Source organism: Nonomuraea maritima (genome assembly GCF_900100395.1).
In the GTDB taxonomy this organism is placed as follows: Bacteria; Actinomycetota; Actinomycetes; order Streptosporangiales; family Streptosporangiaceae; genus Nonomuraea; species Nonomuraea maritima.
The window spans coordinates 97,908-117,053 of sequence record NZ_FNFB01000001.1; the positions used below are offsets into that span (position 1 = coordinate 97,908).

Sequence of the window (19,146 nt, forward strand, 5' to 3'; positions counted from 1 at the left end):
CTCAGCCGGTCGCCATCTCCTCGGCCAGCGCGGCGGCGAACGCCTCCACGTCCTCCTCCGTCGTGTCGAAGGCGCACATCCACCGCACCTCCCCCGTGGCCTCGTTCCAGGTGTAGAAGCGGAAGCGCTTGCGCAGCCGGTCGGCGACGTCCTTCGGCAGGACGGCGAAGACGGCGTTGGCCTCCACCGCCCGCGACACCTCCACCCCGGGGATGCCGCGCACGGCCTCGGCCAGGCGGCGGCCCATGGCGTTGGCCCGGCGCGCGTTGCGCAGCCACAGGTCGCCCGACAGCAGCGCCTCGAACTGCACCGACACGAACCGCATCTTGGACGACAGCTGCATGTACGTCTTGCGGATGTAGTCGACGCCCGCGGCCGCGGCCGGGTCGAGCACCACGACCGCCTCCCCGTACAGCAGGCCGATCTTGGTGCCGCCGAAGGAGAGCACGTCCACGCCGGCGTCGGTGGTCAGCGCGCGCAGCGGCACGTCCAGGGCGGCGGCGGCGTTGGTGAGGCGGGAGCCGTCGAGGTGGACGCGCAGGCCGAGGTCGTGGGCGTGCGCGCAGATCGCGGCGATCTCGTCGGGCGAGTACACGGTGCCGAGCTCGGTGGTGTTGGAGATGGACACCACCTTGGGCTGGGCGCGGTGCACGTCGCCGAAGCCCCACGCCTGCCGGTCGATCAGCTCGGGCGTGAGCTTGCCGTCGGGCGTGGGCACCGTCAGCAGCTTGATGCCGCCCGCCACCTCGGGCGCGCCGCCCTCGTCGGTGTTGATGTGGGCGCTCTCGGCGCAGATGACGGCCTCCCACGGCGCGGTCATCGAGCGCAGGGAGACGACGTTCGCCGCGGTGCCGTTGAACACCGGCCAGGCCTGCGCCTGCTCGCCGAAGTGCTGCTTGAAGACGTCCTGCAGGGCCTCGGTGTAGACGTCGTCGCCGTACGACACCTGGTGGCCGCCGTTCGCGGCGACGATGGCCTGCAGGATCTCGGGATGGGCCCCGGCGTAGTTGTCGCTGGCGAACGCCTTGAGCCGGGGGTCGTGCCGGGAATTCACGTGGTGAGGTCCAATCGGATGCCGTTGACCTCGGCTGCGGGGCGGTCGTAGAGGCCGCCGATCGCCGAGGCCAGGTCGTTGACGTCGGTGAAGCCGGAGAAGGCGGCGTTCGGCCGCGCGGCGCGCATGGCGTCGTTCACCAGGGCCTTGACGACGAGGATCGTCGCCGCGCTGTTCGTGCCCTTCAGCGCGTCGGCCAGCGCGAGGGTCCAGGCCTCGGAGGCCGCCTTGGCCGCCGCGTAGACGGCTCCGCCGGCGGTCGGGTGCTCGACCGCCTTGCCGGAGACGATCACGAAGCGGCCGTCGGAGCTGCGCCGCAGCAGCGGCTCGAACGCCAGCGAGACGTGCTGGAGGGTGCGGATCAGCAGGTCGTGCAGGGTGTCCCAGTCGTCGAGGCTGGTCTCGGCGAACGACGGCGAGCCGCGCCAGCCGCCGACCAGGTGCACCACCCCGTCGATGACGCCGTGCTCGCGTTCGACGCGTGCCGCCAGCTCCTGGACGGCGGCGCGGTCGAGCAGGTCGACGTCGTCCCTGCCGACGCCGATGACGGTGTGGCCATCTTTCTCGAAATATCTCGAAACAGCCTTACCTGTCGGGCCTCGTGCCCCGGTTACCAGAATGATCATGCTCGTAGTCCTTTAGTCGATTCGACCACGTCGGTCAGCTTACGACGCAGGGCCTCGTAGAACATGCTGAGCGGGAACTCGTCCGGCAGGACCGCGTCCACCTTGGCCTTCTGCTCCTCCGGCAGCGCCTCGACGCCCTTGGCCCAGGTGGAGGCAGGGTGCGGGGCCACGTACGCGCTCACCAGCTGGTACGCCGCCAGCCAGTGGGCCAGCTTCGGCCGGTCGATGCTGTCGCGGTAGAGCTTCTCCACCTCGCCGCGCAGGTCGGCCACCCCGTCGGCGACCCGGTCCCAGTCGATCGACAGCCGGTTGTCGGTCCACCGGACGATGTCGTTGCGGTGCAGGTAGGCGAAGAGCAGCTGGCCGCCGAGCCCGTCGTAGTTCCGCACCCGCGCGCCCGTGATCGGGAACCGGAACAACCGGTCGAACAGGATCGCCAGCTGCACGTACCTCGCGTGCGGCACCCCCTGCTTCTCCAGCTTCACGGCCTCGCCGAAGGCGGTCAGGTCGCAGCGCAGCTCCTCCAGCGCGTACAGCCAGAAGGGCATCCGCTGCTTGATCATGAACGGGTCGAACGGCAGGTCGCCGTGGCTGTGCGTACGGTCGTGCACCAGGTCCCACAGCACGAAGGTGTCCTGGGCGAGCTGCTGCGACTGCAGCAGCCGGTCGGCGTCCGGCGGCAGGTCCAGCTTCAGCGTCTCGGTCGCGGCTCGCGACACCCTCCGGAACCGGCCCGCCTCGCGGTCGGCGAAGATCCCGCCCCAGGTGAAGCGCTCCGGCGCGTGCCGCACGGCCACCGTCTCTGGGAAGAGCACGGCCGAGTGGGTGTCGTAGCCGGAGGTGAAGTCGACGAACGCGATCGGCACGAACATGGGGTTGTCGTAGCCGCCGGCCTCCAGCCGGGCCAGCCACTCGGGCCAGATCGTCCGGATCCAGACGGCCTCCAGGTTGCGGTTGGGGTTGCCGTTCTGGGTGTACATCGGGAAGACCACGAGGTGCTCCAGCCCGTCCACGCGCTGGGTGTCGGGGTGGAAGAGCTCCAGCGAGCGCAGGAAGTCGGGCACGCCGAGGTCCTGGGCGGCCCAGTCGGCGAGGTCGTCGCGCACGGCCGTAAGGTAGGCCTCGTCGTGCGGGAAGTACGGCGCGAGCTCGGCCACGCACGCGCCGACCCGGGCCAGCAGTTCCCTGCCTCGCTCCTTCTCCTCCGGCACCGAGCCGTCCTTGACCTGCAGCGGCCGGAACTCCTCCACGGCCGCCCTCAGCCGCGCGAACACCTCCGCCTTGCCGCTGTGCTCCTCGGTGGGCGCCACCGGCTCGGCGCCGGCGTCGGGCACCCTGGCGGCCCAGGTGACCACGTTGCCCCAGAGCCTGCGGTGGTCGTAGTCGTCCAGCGAGTCGTCGCCGAACAGGTCGGAGTCGGCGAAGACCACCACGCGGCCCTTGCCGTACGGGAGCGTCACGGCCAGCGGCGCGCCCGCAGGGGCGGCGGACGGCGAGGACGCGAACAGCACGCGCGCGGCGGGCGCGGAGACGGTGAGGGTGCCCGCGCGGTAGAAGCACGCCGTCCCGGCCCCGGCCAGCAGCCCTGACTCGGTGGCGGGCGTCGCGAGGACCCAGGTGGCCACGTCTCGGTGGGCGTTCTTCGGGTCGCGCACGGTGTCGTGCTCGACCCGGACGCCGAACCGGGCGAGCAGCTCGTTGAGGTTGTTGCCGTACTTGTCCTGCTCTTCCTCGGCCAGGACGACCAGACCGCCGCCGGAGGCGACGAACTGCTCGATCGCGTCCTGCTCGGCGGCGGACAGGAGCGGGCTGCCCTGGCCGACCGTGCGCTCCCACCGGTGGTCCGACGGGTGCGCGATCACGAGCACGTCCTGGTCCGCGAGCGTGGCGGCGTCGAGCGTCCCCTCGGTGCGGGCCGTGACCGTGTGCCCGAGGTGGCGCAGCACCTCTGCCGCGCGGGCGTAGCTGGAGTCGTCGGGATGTGCGGGGTTGACGGCCTCGGCGACGTCACGCCGGATGGTCCAGGACTCGCTGTGGGCCTCGTCGAACAGCACTCGCGGGAACGCTTGCATGAAATTTCTCCCGTATATGCGTCTTTACGCCGAAAAATATACACACGTCCTAGGTAAAGTCCTGCATGCCTTCCGCATGCCGAGACAGCCCAGCGGGCTCGGGGACGTGCGACGACGCGGCCGCGTGCCGGGGACGGCGGCCGGAAACCCCGGCGGGACAGGCGGTGCGGGTCAGTTCACGCGGACGCTCTGGCGGATGCGGGTCTGGGTGGCGTCGTCGCAGTTCGTCCTGGCGCAGAAGTACAGGACGAGCATCGTCTTCGGCTCGCGCTCGATCACGTAGCTGACGAAACCGAGGCGGGTGCCGGTGTCGGGATCGTGCAGAGCGCCGTTGAAGCGGGTCGCCGGGCTGTCGCCCGCCTGGTCGGGCACGGGATTGCCGACGTCGACCCGGCCCGGCAGCAGGGCCTCCATCTTGGCCTTCATCAGCTCGGACGTGCCGTTCGCGTCGAGGGTGTCGGCGACCTGCACGTACACGCCGGACGCCGCATCGGGGTCGTCGGCGACGATCGCGGAGATCTGGCTCCAGTCGGCGCCTGGACCGGCCACGAACAGCTCCTCGAACACCGGCGCCTGCGGCGAGACCACGGCGAAGAGGTCCTGATGGGTACGGACGACCCAGTCGCCCGGGTACTCGAAGGAGACCGGCGCGGCCGCGCTCGTCCTGTAGCGCAGCCACGTCTCGCCGCGGTGGTTCACCACGATGAACGCCACCAGCGCGAGCGCCGCGACGGCCGCCACCAGCGTGGCCGCCACGATCGGCAGCCTGCCGGGCCGCCTGCGGGCCGCCGAGTGCCGCGCGGGCCGCGTCACGGGCACCCTGCGCGTCCCCTTCGACCGCCCGGCCGCCGCCCCACGCTCGACCTGGGCGTCCTGGGGAACAGGGGCGGGCCGGACGGGGTAGGGCTGCTCGGGCCGCGGGGTCGGCGGCTGCCCGCCCACCAGCTCGTACGGCTGCGCGTGCGACCGCGCGTGCGACGGCCCGCTGATCGCGTCGCGCAGCGCGGTCACGAACTCGGTGCACGTGGCGTAACGCTGGTCGGGAGACTTGGCCAGCGCCCGCATCACCACGTCGTCCACCCGGGGCGGCAGTTCGGGCCTCAGCTGCGACAGCAGCGGGGGCTGCTCGGCCAGATGGGCCCACAGCAGCGCGATGTCGTTCTCGCGCGCGAACGGCAGCTGCCCCGTCAGCGCCTCGTAGACGACGCACCCCAGCGCGTACTGGTCGCAGCGGCCGTCGATGTGCTCCTTGTTGATCTGCTCGGGCGACATGTAGCGGGGCGTGCCGATGAAGTGGTCGGTCTGCGTCAGCCCCGAGATGGACGAGCGGTGCTTGGTGATGCCGAAGTCGGTCAGGTAGACGTGGTCGCCGGCCAGCAGGATGTTGGCGGGCTTGACGTCGCGGTGGATCAGGTCGTGAGCGTGGGCGACGTCGAGGGCGGCGGCCACCTGGGCGAAGATCTGGTTGGCCTGGCCGAGCGGCAGCGGGCCGCGGTCGTGGATGAGCCGGCGCATGTCGAGGCCGTCGACGTAGCGCATCGCGATGTACAGCACGCCGTCGTCGTCGGCGTTGGCCTCGTAGATCGGGATGATGTTGGGGTGCTCGATGCTGGCGACCGTCCTGGACTCCAGGATGAACCGCTGTCTGAAGCGGTCGTCGACGCTGAGCACCGGGTTGAGGATCTTCAGCGCCACGCGGCGGCTGAGCCGGGGGTCGAGCGCCAGGTACACGACGGCCATGCCGCCCTTGCCCACGATGTTCTCGATGAAGTACCCGGCCACCTCCTGGCCGATGAGCGATCTTTCGTTCACGGGCATCACGTCTCGCTCGGGTGACCGCAGTAGCCGCAGAAGCGATGCGCCGGCCCGAGCCGCATGCCGCACGACGTGCAGTACTTGATCACCGGGTCGGGCGCGGTCAGCACCTGCTGCTGAGGTACCGCGGGGAACGATGGGGACCTGCGCACGACCACGGTCTGGCCGGCGCCGTCGTCGTAGGCCGGACTGCCCGCCAGTGGCTGTGGCGCGTCCTCCTCCTCCACCTCGTCAGCGGCGCGGCGGCGCCACAGCAGGTACGCCCCGCCCCCTGCGGCCAGGAACAGGACCCCGGCCGCGATCAGGTACGGCCACAGCGGCGTCGAGGCTTCCGGCGTGACCGCCGTCTTGCGGGTGCCCTGGTCCTCGGGGCCGCCCCGCTTGGCCAGCGACGTCTTGAGCAGCTCCGCCGCGACCACGTTGCCGGGATAGAGCTCCAGCACGCGCTGGAAGCCCGGCGCCGCCTCGGTGTAGTACTTCGTGTGGTAGCGGGTCAGCGCCGCCTCGAACGCCGTGTCGATCGCGCCTCGGCGGGGCACCACCTTCGCCTTGGTCAGGAGGCCGGTGATCTCCCTGACGCCGATCATCCTGCCGTCCTTGCCACCGCCGACGAGCAGGCCGATGACGTGGCCGTCCTTCTCGCCGATCACGGGCGCGCCCGCCAGGCCCTTGTCGGCGAGGCCGCCCATCTTGACCGGCTCGTCCGTCTTCTTCTCCGGGTCGGCGAACGGCCGGCCCGACTCGCCGGATGAGCCGCCCTTGCCGAGGTGGGCGATCTCGACGGTGTGGGCGACCTTCGGGCCCGGCCTGCCGAGGAAGCCCGCCACGCTGGTCGGCGAGCCTTCCTGCGCGGGCACCTTGTCGGCGAGCGGCGCGGTGGGCATGCCGACGCCTCCGACGACGGGCGTCACGGGCACCAGCACGGCGGGGCTGTCGGGGTCGGGCCCTTTCTCCGCGAGCTTGACCTTGAACCCGTCGGGGCTCGCCGGCGACACGTTGGGGAAGACGGTGATCTCGGTGGTCACGTCGATGATGCAGGTGGCGGTGTCGTTCTTCGGCGGGTAACAGTCGCGCAGGTGCCGGTCGAGGATCGGGTCGGACAGCCGGTGCTTGTCGTCGTCGGCCGGGATCTTCACCTTGTGGTGCTCGGCGAAGATCTTGTTGGCGGCGAGGACGGCGACGTCGTCGGGGTTCTCCACCAGCCGTCGCAGCGTCACGATCGTGCCGTCGGGGTTGACGACGGTGCCGGTGCCCGCGCCGAACGGGAAGTCGTAGGACCGCTCCACGTGGCGCAACTCGCCGACGTGGTCGAGCAGGGTGATCTCGACGTGCGACACCGCTTCCACCCGTACGACGGCGGGGGTGACCAGATCGGTGATCCCGCTCGGGTGCTCGTGCGCCGCGACGGGCATCGCGGTCAGCGCGAGGACGACCACGATGCCACCGGCAAGGGCTGTGAGGCGCGCCATCTCCGCTCCCAACGCAGGAATACGACCAGCGTCCCAAGCAGGTGCCGTAAGTCAAGAGACCGCCGTGCACCGTCGCGCCTGCTCGACGACATAACGTGACGAAACGGAACGCACGTCGGCGAGACCGTGCCGGCGCCCCGCGGCCTCGACGACTGAACACCCACGCCGACGAATCGCAGAACCCCCGCCCGGCGTTACTACCGGGCGGGGCACCCGCCGCGATGGGGTTACCGGCTCTGGCTCCGCGACCCGACCAGACTGGCGGGATCCAGGCCGACGCGGTAGGGCTCCACCAGCGTCACCGCGGTCCCGGCCTTATGGACCTCAGGTTCCGGGTAGGACTCGCCGTCGAGCCGGTAGATGTAGAGGGCCGGCCCCTCATCGAGCTCCACACGCCAGTAGAGGGGAATACCCGCCGCAGCGTAGGCCGCCTTCTTGGTCGCCCTGTCGTGCACCCGGGTACTGGGACTGACCACCTCCACGGCCAGCAGCAGATCGCTCGGCGCGAACATGAGGTCGACCGCATCCGAGACGGCTTCACTCACTACGACGAGATCCGGAATGTAGAAGTCGGTCGGGCTTTGCCTGACATTGACGGTCGTCAGGCATTCCAGCCCCGGTGGCGCCGCTCTCTCCAGAATGAGCAGCAACCGGGAGATGGCGCGCTGGTGCAGGGGGGTGGGGGCAGGGCTCACGACAAGGCTCCCGTTGAAGAGCTCGTAACGGTTCCCGTCGTCGGGGAACTTCAGCACGTCGTCGACCGTGAACGGCGGCGCACCTGGAAGAACCGTGCGCCTCGTGGTCGGTTCGCTCGTCGCCAAAACGGTCACCCGCCCAGTATCGCGATCCTTACCCTGCGCCACATCGTACTTGCCGGAATTCCGTCACGTGGAGTGACGGTGATGCCACGCCTCGGCGCCCTGCCGGACGGCGGCGTGCACGGCGCGGGCCATCCTGGCGCCCCACTCCGAGCGCGGACCGCCGAACAGCTCGGCCGGCCCGTCCGCCCGCACGGCCACGCAGACGGCGTCGGAGGCGGTGCCGGTGCCGGCGTACCCGGCCTCCAGCAGCGCCTGCGACTTGGCCTCGGTCACCGTCATCACGGTGTTGACCAGCGCCGCGTCCGTCATGGCCACCGGCGCCACGACGAGGATGTTGACCGTGCCGACCGCAGGGACTGCCCGCAGGGGGGCGAGCTCCGGGTCCGCGCGCCCCTCGGGCGCGGCCGCCCAGGTGGGGACGCGCAACCCCACGGTCGCGTACGCATCCACGCCCCCGTCGACGGCACGGACGCAGCGGTCGACGGACGCGGCGGTCATCATGCCGACCCCGTCGCCGCCCGGCGCCAGGGACGCCCCCAAAGACGCAAGGTGCTCGGCCGGGTCCATCCGCGCGTACCCGGCGACGACCTGGGCGTTCAGCACCCACTCGCGGGGCCCGATACCGCCGCCGAGCATCGCCGAGGAGATCATCCGCCAGCCCGGCCCGAACTCCCAGAGCAGGGTCCCGAGCCGCTCGCCGTCCTCCTCCCGGTACGTGAGCTTCACGGCCCTCCCCTGACCAGGTGGACGACGGGCCGCCCGTCGGGGCCCGGTTCGATCTTGACATTCGCCTCGAAGTGCCGCCCCACCGACTCCTCGGTCAGCACCTGGGACGGCGCCCCCGACGCGACCGCGCGGCCGTCGGCGAGCAGGAGCAGGGAGTCGGCGTACAGGCCGGCGACGGTCAGGTCGTGCAGGGAGGTGACGACGGTGAGCCCGTCGGCCCGCCTGAGCCGGTCGACCAGTTCCAGCACCTGCTGCTGGTGTCCGAGGTCGAGCGCGGTCGTCGGCTCGTCCAGCAGCAGCACGGGCGCCTGCTGCGCGAGCGCCCTGGCGAGCACGACGCGCTGCCGCTCGCCGCCGGACAGCTCGCCGACGGGCCGCGCGGCGAGCCGGGTCAGGTCCAGCCGGTCGAGGACGGACTCCGTCACCTCCCTGTCGTGGCCGCTCTCGCGCCCCAGGTACGGGATGTACGGCGTCCGTCCCAGCAGCGCGTAGTCGAGCACCGTCATGTCGCGGGGCAGCGCGGGCGTCTGCGGCGCGTACGCGACGAGCCGGGCACGGGCGCGCGGCTTGAGCGCGCCGGACGGGCGGTCGCCGAGCAGGATCTCGCCCCGGTGCCCCACCAGCCCCATGAGGGCCTTGAGCAGGGTGGACTTCCCTGCGCCGTTGGGCCCGATGACGGCCACCCACTCCCCTTGCCGCACGTGCAGGCCGACGCCGGACAGGACGTCGCGCTCGCCGAGGCGCACCGACAGGTCACGGGTGCGGATCATGTGACGGCCCGCCTGGTCATCCGCAGCACGCCGACGAAGAACGGCGCCCCCACGAACATCGTCACGACCCCGATCGGCAGCTCGGCCGGCGCGAGGACGGTGCGGGCCACGAGGTCGGCCAGCACCAGGAACGCCGCCCCGCCGATGAGCGACAGCGGCAGCACGATCCGGTACGACCCGCCCGCCAGCCGCCGCACGACGTGGGGCACGACGATGCCGACGAACCCGATGAGCCCGCTCACCGCCACGGCCGCGGCGGTGGCCAGGGAGGCGGCCACCAGCACGGTGAAGCGCACGCGGGCCGCGCGCACGCCGAGCCCGGAGGCCTCCTCGTCGCCGACGGAGAGCACGTCCAGCATCCGGCCGTGCAGCAGCAGCACGACGGAGGAGACCGCGGCGTACGGCAGGATCATCCACAGCTGCTCCCAGCCGCCGCCGACGTCGCCGAGTATCCACGCGTAGACGCGCTGCAGCTCCTCGACGTCGAACTGCTGGATGAACGTCTGGATCGCGGTCAGGAACGACGTGACCGCCACCCCGGCCAGCACGAGCGTGGCCGTGCCGCCCGAGCGCCCTGCCGTGTTGCCCAGCGTGTACGCCAGCAGCACGCCCCCCAGCGCCCCGATGAACGCGGCGACCGGGATGCTCGCGGTGGCCGCCGGCAGCAGCACGATCGCCGCGGTCGTCGCGAGCCCCGCCCCGGCGGCGGCGCCCAGCAGGTACGGGTCGGCCAGCGGATTGCGGAACACCCCCTGGTAGGCGGCCCCCGCCATGGCCAGCAGCCCGCCGACGACGGCGGCGACCAGCACCCGCGGCAGCCGCAGTTCCAGCAGCAGCCCCTGCTCGACGGGCGCGAGGCCGGAGTCGACGTGCCCGAACGGCAGCCAGTCGGCCACCTGCAGCACGACCTGCCACGGCGAGATGTCGGCGGCCCCGTCGAGCAGGCCGGCGAGCATGGCGACCGCCAGCACGCCCAGGGCGCAGGCCACCCACAACGGTCTGGCCCTGGAGGGGCGGGCCCGGGTCACCACGTCAGCTCGCGCCGGCCTTCGCCACGGCCGCGCCGATGGTCTCGGCCAACTGGACGACGCGCGGACCCCAGCGGGAGGCGATGTCGTCGTCGAGCTCGACCACGTGGCCCTTCTCGATCGCCGACAGGTCCTTCCAGCCAGGACGGCCGGCGAGGGCGTCGCGGTTCTGCCCGCAGCAGTTCACGTCGGCCAGGAAGATCAGGTCGGGGTCGGCCTGGGCGACGAACTCGGCCGACAGCTTGGGGTAGCCGCCCGCCGCGTCCGGCGCCTTGTCGGCGATGTTGGTCAGCCCGAACATCGCGTAGATCTGGCCGATGAACGTCTTCGACGTGGCGGCGTACGGGGTCTGGTCGAGCTCGTGGTAGAAGGTCAGCCCGGCGTTCTTGGGCGCCTCGGCGGCCAGGCGGTCGAGGGACGTCCGCATGCCGGCCGCGACCTCGTCGGCCTTCGCCTTGTTGCCGGTGGCCGCGCCGAGCTCCTCGATCTCCTCGTACGCCTGGTCGAGGGTGGTGGCGGAAGGCTCGTGCAGGACGGGCACGTTGACCTTGCCGAGCTCGTTCACGATGTCGTCGAGGTCGTCGGAGACGACGACCAGGTCGGGCTTCTGGGCGACGATGGCCTCGACGTTCGGCTTGAAGCCGGAAAGGCTCGTCTTGGGGGCCTCCGGCGGGAAGTTCGAGCGGTCGTCGACCGCGACGACCTGCGGGCCCGCGCCGATGGCGAAGAGCGTCTCGGTGTGGGTGGCGGAGAGCGAGACGATGCGCTGCGGCTTCTCGGTGATGGTCACCTTGCCGTTGGCGGCCTCGACCGTGACGGGGAAGCCGGTGGCGGGTGTGCCTGCGGAGGGGGAGGAAGCGGCGGGCGCCGGGGAGGGGGAGGCTGAGGTGCCGCCCTGACCGCAACCGGCCAGAACGAGCGTTCCCAGCAGCGCGCCCGCGAAGGCCGTGCGTACGGGCCTCACGAGAAGTCCTTTCGCGACTGTCGGAACCGAGAGACCCGTTGAATCGACGGATCACCCTTTTCCACGAGGGATGACGACGTCAGCGCAGAGGCAGGCGACCTGGCTGTGACAGTTGCGGGAACAGCGCCGGACTCGCACCGGACTTCGCTGCGCCCTGCGCATCGAACGTACGTTATCAACGCCGTAAAACGGCCCGACGTCAAGGGGTGAGCTGCGCCTCCGCCTCGGCGATGACCCGCTGCAGCCGGAGCCCGTGGGCGGCGTCGAGCGGGTGCCCGCCGCCCGCGCGCACGGTCGCCGCGAACTCCTCGGCGACGACCTCCAGGGCGTTGCCGCCGGCGGGCCGCAGCACGGCGTTGCCCTCGCGGCCGTACACCGCGACGGTGGAGGGCGGCAGGTCGCCGCCGGCGGCCATGCACAGGGACGCCTCGCTGACGGCCCCGCCCTCGTGCTCCAGCATCAGCCCGGTCCAGCCGAGCGGGTCACCGTGCGCGCGCACGCCGGTGACCGGGCCGAGGGCGGCGTCGAGCAGGTCGACGACGTGCGGGCCGACGTCGAGCAGCGCGCCGCGCTCCAGCCGCCATGGCGTGCCGAAGACGTGCCCGCCGAGCAGCACGTTGGAGATGTTCGCGGCGTGGCCGCCGAGCGGCGCGATCTCGGCGCAGCGGGCCAGGAACTCGCGGGTCTCGGCGGCGTAGCGCAGGGTGAGCACCATCTGGGAGGCGACACCGGTCTCGGCGACCACGTCGGCCACCCGGCGGGCGTCGTCCAGGCTGTCGGCGAGTGGCTTCTCCAGCAGCAGGGCCTTGCCGGCGCGGGCGGCGAGGATCGCGTACTCGGCCTGCACGGCGGGCGGGACGCAGAACGCCACGGCCTCGCAGTGGTCGAACAACTCCTCGATGCGGGTGAACACCGGCGCGCCGAGGTCTGCGGCGCTGTCGGGTCTGCGCGCCCACACGCCGGCCAGCCGCGTGTGCGGGCCCTTCGCCAACATCGGCGCGTGCGCGATGCGCGCCCACGGTCCCGCGCCCACCAGGCCGACCGCCACCGGTTCCATGATTCCTCCTCAGACACAGCGAACCCCACCATAGGGGAACGATCACGGATATTCATGGCCCGACCGGACATGCATCCTCGGACCTGCGCCTTCGCGGCAGGCGCGCCCTGGGGACGGCCGGCGCGGGGCCGTACCGGATGATGGAACACATGGACGAGATGCTGCTGCTCCGGCACGGAGAGACCGAGTGGAGCAAGGCGGGCAGGCACACGGGACGGACGGACCTGCCCTTGACGGAGCACGGCGAGGAGCAGGCCAGGGCGCTGGCGCCGCTCTCGAAGGAGCCGTTCGACCTGGTGCTGGTCTCCCCCGCCCAGCGCGCCCGGCGCACCGCGGAACTGGCCGGACTGGCCGCCTACCAGGTCGACGCCGACCTGTGGGAATGGGACTACGGCGGCTACGAGGGCATCACCACGCCCGACATCCGCGCCACCCGGCCGGGCTGGTACCTGTGGCGCGACGGGGTGATCCCCGGCGACGCCGAGCACCCCGGCGAGAGCGCGGCCCAGGTGGCGGCGCGCGCCGACCGGGTGATCGCGCGGGCCCGCGCCACCGAGGGGCGGGTGGCCCTGGTCGCGCACGGTCACTTCCTGCGCGTGCTGGCCGCGCGCTGGCTGGGGCTCGCGCCCGAGGAGGGACGGCTGCTCAAGCTCGACACGGGCACGTACTCGCGGCTCGGCTTCGAGCACGCAGAACCGGTGCTGGCAGCCTGGAACGCTCCCGTCACCTGCGGCTGACCCACCGCCCGCGGCCGGCTCGCCGGCCGCGGTCAGCCGGTCTTGGTACGTACGGCGGCCTCGTGCCTGGCCCGGCTCACCAGCCAGCCGCGCAGCGACCCGAGGCCCGGGTCGTAGGCCGAGGGACGTTCCCACAACGCGACGAACGCGTTCCTGGTGATCTCCTCGGCCTGGGCCGGGTCGCCGGTGACCGTGACGGCGACGCCGTACACGTGCGGGGCGTGGCCGTCGTAGGCGGCGGCCAGCGCGTCGAGGTCGCCGGCGATCAGCCGGGCCCGCAGTTCGATCTCGCTCATCAGTCGCATCCCAGCGTGGCGGCGGCGCGGACCAGGTCGCGGGCGAGGCCGGGGTCGCCCTCGGCCGCGTACGGGAACGCCTCGGGCGGCCACCGGCCCGCCAGCAGGCGGCAGAACTCGACGGCGTCGGCCGAGATCAGCACGCCGACGTGGTCGGAGGCGGGCGAGAGCGCGATCGTCCAGCTGCCGCCGCCCGGCCCGGTGAGCACCACCGTGGCCGACACGTCGCGGCGGGGGGCCGTCGCCGCCCGGGGCAGCAGCGCGAGCCCGAAGTCGGCGATCATGCGGACGTGTCCGGGGCGCGGCGGCGACGCGGGACGACCGGTGGCGGCCCTGATGTCGTCGGCGTGCGTCCAGGTCTCGAACGTGCGCTGGATCAGCGCCTGGCGCAGCGGCGCGCGGGCCGGTCGCGGGCCCGCCAGCGCCACCTCGACGCCGAGCAGCACCTCGCTGCTGCCGGAGAAGCGTTCGAGCAGGGCGCCGGCCTGCTCGCGCCAGCGGCGGTGCGCGGTCGCCGCCGCGGTGCCCGGGACCCCCATGAAGCAGGCCACGGCCGCGTCGTTGGCCGCCAGGTGCTCGACCAGCTCCCTGACGGTGCCGTGACGGGGGACGGTGGCCTCCCACTGCGGCTCGCCGAGCTCTCTCAGCAGGTCGTCCATGGCCGCGACCTGCTCGGCGTACGGGGTCGCCACGCTCGACACGGCGACGGCCGCGGGGCCGCGACGACGGCGGGCCAGGGTCAGTACGGCCTCGCGGAGCGAGGCGGGCGGTTCGACCGGGGGGTCGGGCCGGTCGAGGAGCGCGGTGACCGCGCTGCAGTCGGGGCACGAGGCGACGTGGTCGTCGTGCCCTTTGTAGAGGTACAGGTCCGTCATGGCGTTCTCCGCACCTTCGGCTGGCCCCGGAGGGCCGCCCGCGGGCGGCGACCGGGGAGCGGTGCCAGAAGCGTCTCACGACGGCGGCGTTACGGGTAGTCGTGGTTTCCGCAACCTGGTACGCCAAGCACAGAAACCGATGGACCGATCCGGGCGCGACCGCCGGAGCGATCCGGGGCCCGAGCGGGGTCGCCGGTGGTCGCCTGCGATCAGGCCAGGGCCTCGGCGGGCTGGGGGCCCCTGCCGGTGAGCCACTCCACCACCCTGCGGTGCCCGGCGGCGGCGTCCTCGAAGTGACCCCAGTGCCAGTAGCGCGGATGCTCACGGATGCCGGACACCCAGGTCCGGTAGGAGACGGAGGCCCCCTGGGTCGCGGGAGCCACGCCGTAGGTGCGGATCACCACCTTGCCGCCCGGCGCGAAGAGCACGTCGTCGGCGATGTGGTACAGCGTCATCTGGTCGAGCATGCCCCGATCATCGCCGCAGGGCGAGGCGGGGCGGTTACGCCTCCGGCGCGCCGCCGTTAAGCGGACGCGCCGGAGGTTAACAGGGTGTTACACCAGGAGACCGTCGAACTCTCCGTCCTTGACGCCGAGCACCAGGGCCCGGATCTCGTCGCGGGTATAGATGAGGGCAGGGCCGTCGGGGAAGCGTGAGTTGCGTACCGCGATGCCACCGTCGGGGAGCTTCGCGAGTTCCACGCAGTTGCCCTGCGAGTTGCTGTAGCGGCTCTTGCGCCAGGAGACCTGCTTCAGGTCGGCCGCGGGCATGCCGTTGTAGGTCTGGTTCATCTACATCTTTCTGAGAAGACCGTCGATGAGCTCGACGGTGCCCCCTGGCGTGGTGCTCTCCACGCACAGTTGCTCCATGGCGGTGAGGTACGGGTCGACGTCCTCACGCTTGTCCAGGTACAGGGCACCCCAGAGCTGCTCGACATAGACAACGTCCGACAAGTCGGACTCGGGAAACCGCAAGATGCTGAACGCGCCCCCTTCAGCGGCGTGCACGCCGAACTTGAAGGGCATCACCTGGATGGTGATGTGGGGAAGAGCGGCGACTTCCAGCAGATGCTGGAGCTGCTCGGCCATGACCTCCCGCCCACCGATGATCCGCTTGAGCGCCGCCTCGTCGACGACCGCCCACAACCGGGGTCCGTCCTTGCGGGTGAAGCGCTCCTGACGCTGCATGCGCAGATGCACGCGTCGCTCGATCTTCTCGGGACTCTCGTCGGGGTTGCCCAGCTGGTACACCGAGCGGGCGTACGCGGCGGTCTGCAGCAGGCCGGGCACGAACTGCACCTCGTAGGTGCGGATCACGCTCGCCGCCTCCTCCAGACCGATGTACGTGGTGAACCACGACGGCAGTTCGGCGGAGTACTTGTGCCACCACCCGGGGGTGTTGGCCTCGCGCACCATCTCCAGCAGGGCACGGCGGTCGGCATCGTCGACGACCCCGTACAGGGTGAGTAGGTCTTCCACGTCACGTGTCTTGAAGCCGACGCGGCCCAGCTCCATCCGGCTGATCTTGGATTCGGACGCCCTGATGTGGAATCCGGCCTGGGCCCGGTCGAGGCCGCTGGCTTCGCGCAGGCGTCTGAGGCTCGCTCCCAGCATGATGCGCCTGACGGTCGAACCGGAACCGGGCGGATCAATGGACACGTGCTGCTCCTTGGTCGTTTCCGTGCAAACAGTCTGTCACTTCACGGCCGGAAGATCATGGGCCGCGGACAAGATCCCCTTTCCCCCATCTTGACCTTTTGGTGGAGAACCGTAGCGGTTGCACGCGCTATCTGCACGTGCATTCGCTCTTGCACCTGCACGCGAGTGTGGCGCAGAATGATCACGTGCAACCCACCACGGCGCATGGCCAGTGGACCACGTTCGATTGGTGGCCTCCAGTCGGCTGGTGGCCGGAAGCGGCCCTCGACCTTCTCGACTCCGGCCCGTCCGCCAGCGCCACGTTCGTGCTCCCCCCCGAGGCATCCTCGGTTCACACGGCCCGCAGCTTCAGCACGGGCACTCTGACCGGCTGGGGACTCGGCGAGATGATCGAGAACATGGAGCTGGTGGTCTCCGAGCTCGCCACCAACGCGCTGCGCCACGGCCTTTGCCTGGACGACCCCCGCCGCGAGCGCACCGTCCACATGTCGCTCGTGCGCCGGGGCGACCTCGTCGCGAGCGCCTTCACCGATCCCGGGTCCTCGGTGCCGGTGCTGCGATACCCTGGCCCCCTCGACACCGGCGGCCTCGGACTCCACATCGTCGAATCACTCAGCCTCCGCTGGGGCTGGTCCGCTCTCGCACCCCACGGAAAGATCGTCTGGGCAGTCCTCTCCTGACGGGAGTGATCTGCATTACCGTGGATGCTCATGGCTCACGGTGAGTCCCGCGCGACCCCATGAGAGTGCTGACAGATGGAAGATCACCTGCTCGGCTGGCTACGCACACTGGACGAAGACAGGCTCGGTCGCATCCTGGCGAACCGGCCCGACGCGATCGCCGCTCCCTGGCCCAGGCGGCTCGACACCCTGGCCCACCGGCTCGGCAACGGTTCCGCCGTGACGGACGTCCTGCGGACCCTCCCCCTGCCCTGCCTCCAACTCGCCGAGGCCGCCCTCGCCCTGACCCGTCCGACCCCCCGCACGCTGGCCGCCTTCCTCGGCACGCCGGTCCGCGACGTCACCACCTGGCTCGAACGCCTCCACGACCACGCGCTGGCCTGGCCTGGCGGCGACGGCGAGATCCACCTGGCCGAGGGCGCCACCCGTTGGTGGACCGCGCCACTCGGCCTGGGCGAGCCCCTCGAGCACTACCTCAACTCCTGGTCCATCAGCAACGACGCCCTGCGCGCCCTCGCCCGCAACCTGGGGCTGCCCGCCCACGGCAACAAGCGCCAGACGATCGCCCGGGTCATCGGGGCGCTCTCCGACGGCGAGCGCGTCAGGCAGCTGGTGGGCGACGCCCCCGACGGCACCGCCGCGCTGCTCGAACGCTTCACCTGGCACGGCCCCACGCTCGACGTCGACGGCGGGCGGTTCGTCACCCACGGCACCCCCGAGCGGTGGTGCGCCGACCACGGGCTGCTCTTCCGGCCCAGCTGGCACGTCGCCGAGATCCCCCGCGAGGTGGCCCTCGGCCTGCGCGGCCCCGATCACCACCCGCCGTTCCGGCCCGTTCCCCCCGAGGTGGCGACGATCCCGGTCGACCCCGAGGAGGTCGACCACCTGATGACGCTCGCCGCCCCCCACGTGGTCGAGCGGTGCGCGGCCCTGCTCGACAACACCTCCAAGACCCCGCTGCCGCTGCTCAGAACGGGCGGCGTCGGCGTGCGCGAGGTCCGCAGGGTCGCCAAGGAGACCGGCTGCGACGAGGACGAGACCCGGCTGCTGCTGGAGGTCTGCGCGGTCGCCAGGCTGCTGGCCTGGGACGAGCGGTCCGGCGGCCTGATCCCCACCGAGCGCTACGACCGCTGGCGCCTCGACGAGGGCTCGGCGCGCCTGCGGGTGCTGCTGGCGGCCTGGTGGCGGATGGAACGTTCGTCGCTGCGCAAGACCGACGGCAAGTACGGCACCGTCCTCGGCGACGACCCCTCAGGCAGCGCGGTGGCGCGGGTGCGCAGGGCGGCGCTGTCGGCCCTGGCCCGGCTGCCCGCCGGCACGGCGTACGCCGACCGCGTCAGCCTCGTGGCCAACGTCCACTGGCACGCGCCGCTCATCGACCTGCCGTTGCTGCGCGCGTGCGCCCCTGCGGTGCTCGACGAGGCCCGGCTGCTCGGCCTGCTGGCCAACGACGCGCTCACCGACCTCGGCCGCGCGCTGGCGGGCCTCACGGTCGCGCCCGGCGACGAGAACGACGACGCCGTGCCCATGGTGGAGCACGACCCCGCGCTGGTCGAGGCGGCCACCCGGGCCCTGGCCAGCGTCCGCAGGAGCGCGCTGTTCGGGCCCGACCTGACCGCCGTCGTCACCGGCCCGCCAGCGGCGGAGCTGGCGGCGCTGCTCGACCGGGCCGCCGAGCGCGAGTCGCGGGGCGCGGCGTCGGTGTGGCGCTTCACGACCGAGAGCGTGCGCCGGGCCCTCGACCGCGGCCACGACGCCGACGAGCTGCTCGACGAGCTGTCGGCGGTGGGCACGATCCCGCAGCCGCTGGAATACCTGGTGCGCGACACCGCCCGCCGCCACGGCGAGGTGACCGTGACCACGGTCGGCTGCATCGTGCAGGCCGCCGACACGGCGCTGCTCGCCGAGATCGCCGCCCACCGGAAGCTCGCCCGGCTCGGCCTGCGGCTGATCGCGGGCGCGGTGCTCGTCAGCTCCGCGCCGGCCGACCGTACGCTGAGCGCGCTGCGCGAGGCCGGGTACGCGCCGGTGCCCGTGCCCGACACCGGCGAGATCACCATCCAGCGGGTCAGGGCGGAGGAGCCGGGGCACGGCAAGCTCGTCCTGCTGCCCGGCGGTCAGGTGGCCGAGCTGACCGAGTACCCCGGTCTGGACGTCGAGCCGCCGTCCCACGTGCTGGCCGAGCCGCCCCCCGACCCGTACGAGCACGCCCGCCGCCTCATCGCCGCGGGCCGGAACGACGAGTCGCGCAACGGGCGCACGTGGGCCGTCATCGGCAGGATGGCGACCCGGCTGCCGACGGCCCAGCAGTCGCTGCTGGGGTTCGTCGTCGACCGGGGGGTGCGCGCCGGCATCACCCTGACCGGCGGGCTGACCGCCACGATCAGCCACGGCGAGCTCAAGGGCGCAGCCCTCGACGCCTGGTGCGAGGAGGCCGGCGACTACCTGGAGTTCCCCCTCGCCGAGATCGTCGAGGTGCGCGGCGCGTACTGACCCCG

The 19,146-nt window shown here is 72.0% G+C and carries 19 protein-coding genes; 3 read left to right on the forward strand and 16 right to left on the reverse strand.

Annotated features, from left to right (window positions below):
* Position 1: 1 nt before the first annotated feature.
* The 11 genes from BLR04_RS00505 to BLR04_RS00555 form a co-directional block, all read right to left on the reverse strand.
* Positions 2 to 1,054, reverse strand: a complete 1,053-nt coding sequence (locus BLR04_RS00505) for a threonine aldolase family protein (protein ID WP_090758404.1) — start codon at positions 1,052 to 1,054, stop codon at positions 2 to 4.
* Positions 1,051 to 1,680: an SDR family NAD(P)-dependent oxidoreductase gene (locus BLR04_RS00510; protein ID WP_090758406.1), complete on the reverse strand. Its 630-nt coding sequence runs from the start codon at positions 1,678 to 1,680 to the stop codon at positions 1,051 to 1,053. The genes BLR04_RS00505 and BLR04_RS00510 overlap by 4 nt, the downstream gene beginning before the upstream one ends.
* A complete protein-coding gene (locus BLR04_RS00515; RefSeq protein WP_090758408.1) occupies positions 1,677 to 3,752 on the reverse strand; it encodes a DUF6421 family protein in 2,076 nt (691 codons plus the stop codon). Before BLR04_RS00515 ends, BLR04_RS00510 begins: the two co-directional genes overlap by 4 nt.
* A gap of 171 nt (positions 3,753 to 3,923) precedes the next feature.
* Complete coding sequence (locus tag BLR04_RS00520; protein ID WP_090758410.1) at positions 3,924 to 5,570, reverse strand: serine/threonine protein kinase; 1,647 nt, start codon at positions 5,568 to 5,570, stop codon at positions 3,924 to 3,926.
* Complete coding sequence (locus BLR04_RS00525) at positions 5,570 to 7,036, reverse strand: hypothetical protein (RefSeq protein ID WP_090758412.1); 1,467 nt, start codon at positions 7,034 to 7,036, stop codon at positions 5,570 to 5,572. Before BLR04_RS00525 ends, BLR04_RS00520 begins: the two co-directional genes overlap by 1 nt.
* Before the next feature lie 227 nt (positions 7,037 to 7,263).
* Positions 7,264 to 7,866: a Uma2 family endonuclease gene (locus BLR04_RS00530; RefSeq protein WP_176902868.1), complete on the reverse strand. Its 603-nt coding sequence runs from the start codon at positions 7,864 to 7,866 to the stop codon at positions 7,264 to 7,266.
* Positions 7,867 to 7,920: 54 nt separating this feature from the next.
* Entirely contained in the window at positions 7,921 to 8,583 is a 663-nt protein-coding gene (locus BLR04_RS00535; protein ID WP_090758416.1) for an adenosylcobinamide amidohydrolase, read from the reverse strand.
* Positions 8,580 to 9,353 carry an ABC transporter ATP-binding protein gene (locus tag BLR04_RS00540; protein ID WP_090758418.1) on the reverse strand — a complete coding sequence of 258 codons (774 nt, stop codon included), beginning with the start codon at positions 9,351 to 9,353 and terminating at the stop codon, positions 8,580 to 8,582. The genes BLR04_RS00535 and BLR04_RS00540 overlap by 4 nt, the downstream gene beginning before the upstream one ends.
* Positions 9,350 to 10,381, reverse strand: coding sequence for a FecCD family ABC transporter permease (locus BLR04_RS00545; RefSeq protein ID WP_245739918.1), 1,032 nt, complete (start codon positions 10,379 to 10,381; stop codon positions 9,350 to 9,352). Before BLR04_RS00545 ends, BLR04_RS00540 begins: the two co-directional genes overlap by 4 nt.
* A 4-nt stretch (positions 10,382 to 10,385) precedes the next feature.
* Complete coding sequence (locus tag BLR04_RS00550) at positions 10,386 to 11,345, reverse strand: ABC transporter substrate-binding protein (RefSeq protein ID WP_090758419.1); 960 nt, start codon at positions 11,343 to 11,345, stop codon at positions 10,386 to 10,388.
* Positions 11,346 to 11,544: 199 nt separating this feature from the next.
* Positions 11,545 to 12,402: a Gfo/Idh/MocA family protein gene (locus tag BLR04_RS00555; protein WP_090758421.1), complete on the reverse strand. Its 858-nt coding sequence runs from the start codon at positions 12,400 to 12,402 to the stop codon at positions 11,545 to 11,547.
* Between the two features lie 149 nt (positions 12,403 to 12,551).
* Between BLR04_RS00555 and BLR04_RS00560 the strand changes: the two genes are divergently transcribed.
* Positions 12,552 to 13,139 carry a histidine phosphatase family protein gene (locus tag BLR04_RS00560; RefSeq protein ID WP_090758423.1) on the forward strand — a complete coding sequence of 196 codons (588 nt, stop codon included), beginning with the start codon at positions 12,552 to 12,554 and terminating at the stop codon, positions 13,137 to 13,139.
* Between the two features lie 32 nt (positions 13,140 to 13,171).
* On the opposite strand, the gene BLR04_RS00565 is transcribed toward BLR04_RS00560, so the two are convergent.
* From BLR04_RS00565 to BLR04_RS00585, 5 genes are all read right to left on the reverse strand, one after another.
* Positions 13,172 to 13,435: a sigma factor gene (locus tag BLR04_RS00565; protein WP_176902870.1), complete on the reverse strand. Its 264-nt coding sequence runs from the start codon at positions 13,433 to 13,435 to the stop codon at positions 13,172 to 13,174.
* The gene (locus BLR04_RS00570) at positions 13,435 to 14,310 is read right to left on the reverse strand and encodes a maleylpyruvate isomerase family mycothiol-dependent enzyme (RefSeq protein WP_090758427.1); all 876 of its coding nucleotides are present in this window, start codon (positions 14,308 to 14,310) and stop codon (positions 13,435 to 13,437) included. The genes BLR04_RS00565 and BLR04_RS00570 overlap by 1 nt, the downstream gene beginning before the upstream one ends.
* Before the next feature lie 209 nt (positions 14,311 to 14,519).
* On the reverse strand, positions 14,520 to 14,777 hold the full coding sequence (locus BLR04_RS00575; RefSeq protein ID WP_090758429.1) for a 3'-5' exonuclease family protein: 258 nt from the start codon (positions 14,775 to 14,777) through the stop codon (positions 14,520 to 14,522).
* Between the two features lie 87 nt (positions 14,778 to 14,864).
* The gene (locus BLR04_RS00580; protein ID WP_090758431.1) at positions 14,865 to 15,101 is read right to left on the reverse strand and encodes a DUF397 domain-containing protein; all 237 of its coding nucleotides are present in this window, start codon (positions 15,099 to 15,101) and stop codon (positions 14,865 to 14,867) included.
* Positions 15,102 to 15,923 (reverse strand): helix-turn-helix domain-containing protein, encoded by an 822-nt coding sequence (locus tag BLR04_RS00585; RefSeq protein ID WP_090759447.1) that lies wholly within the window; start codon positions 15,921 to 15,923, stop codon positions 15,102 to 15,104.
* A 146-nt stretch (positions 15,924 to 16,069) separates the two neighbouring features.
* On the opposite strand from BLR04_RS00585, the gene BLR04_RS00590 reads away from it, so the two are divergent.
* Both BLR04_RS00590 and BLR04_RS00595 read left to right on the forward strand, forming a co-directional pair.
* Entirely contained in the window at positions 16,070 to 16,648 is a 579-nt protein-coding gene (locus BLR04_RS00590; RefSeq protein ID WP_245739995.1) for an ATP-binding protein, read from the forward strand.
* Between the two features lie 75 nt (positions 16,649 to 16,723).
* Complete coding sequence (locus BLR04_RS00595) at positions 16,724 to 19,141, forward strand: helicase-associated domain-containing protein (RefSeq protein ID WP_090758433.1); 2,418 nt, start codon at positions 16,724 to 16,726, stop codon at positions 19,139 to 19,141.
* Positions 19,142 to 19,146: the final 5 nt, after the last annotated feature.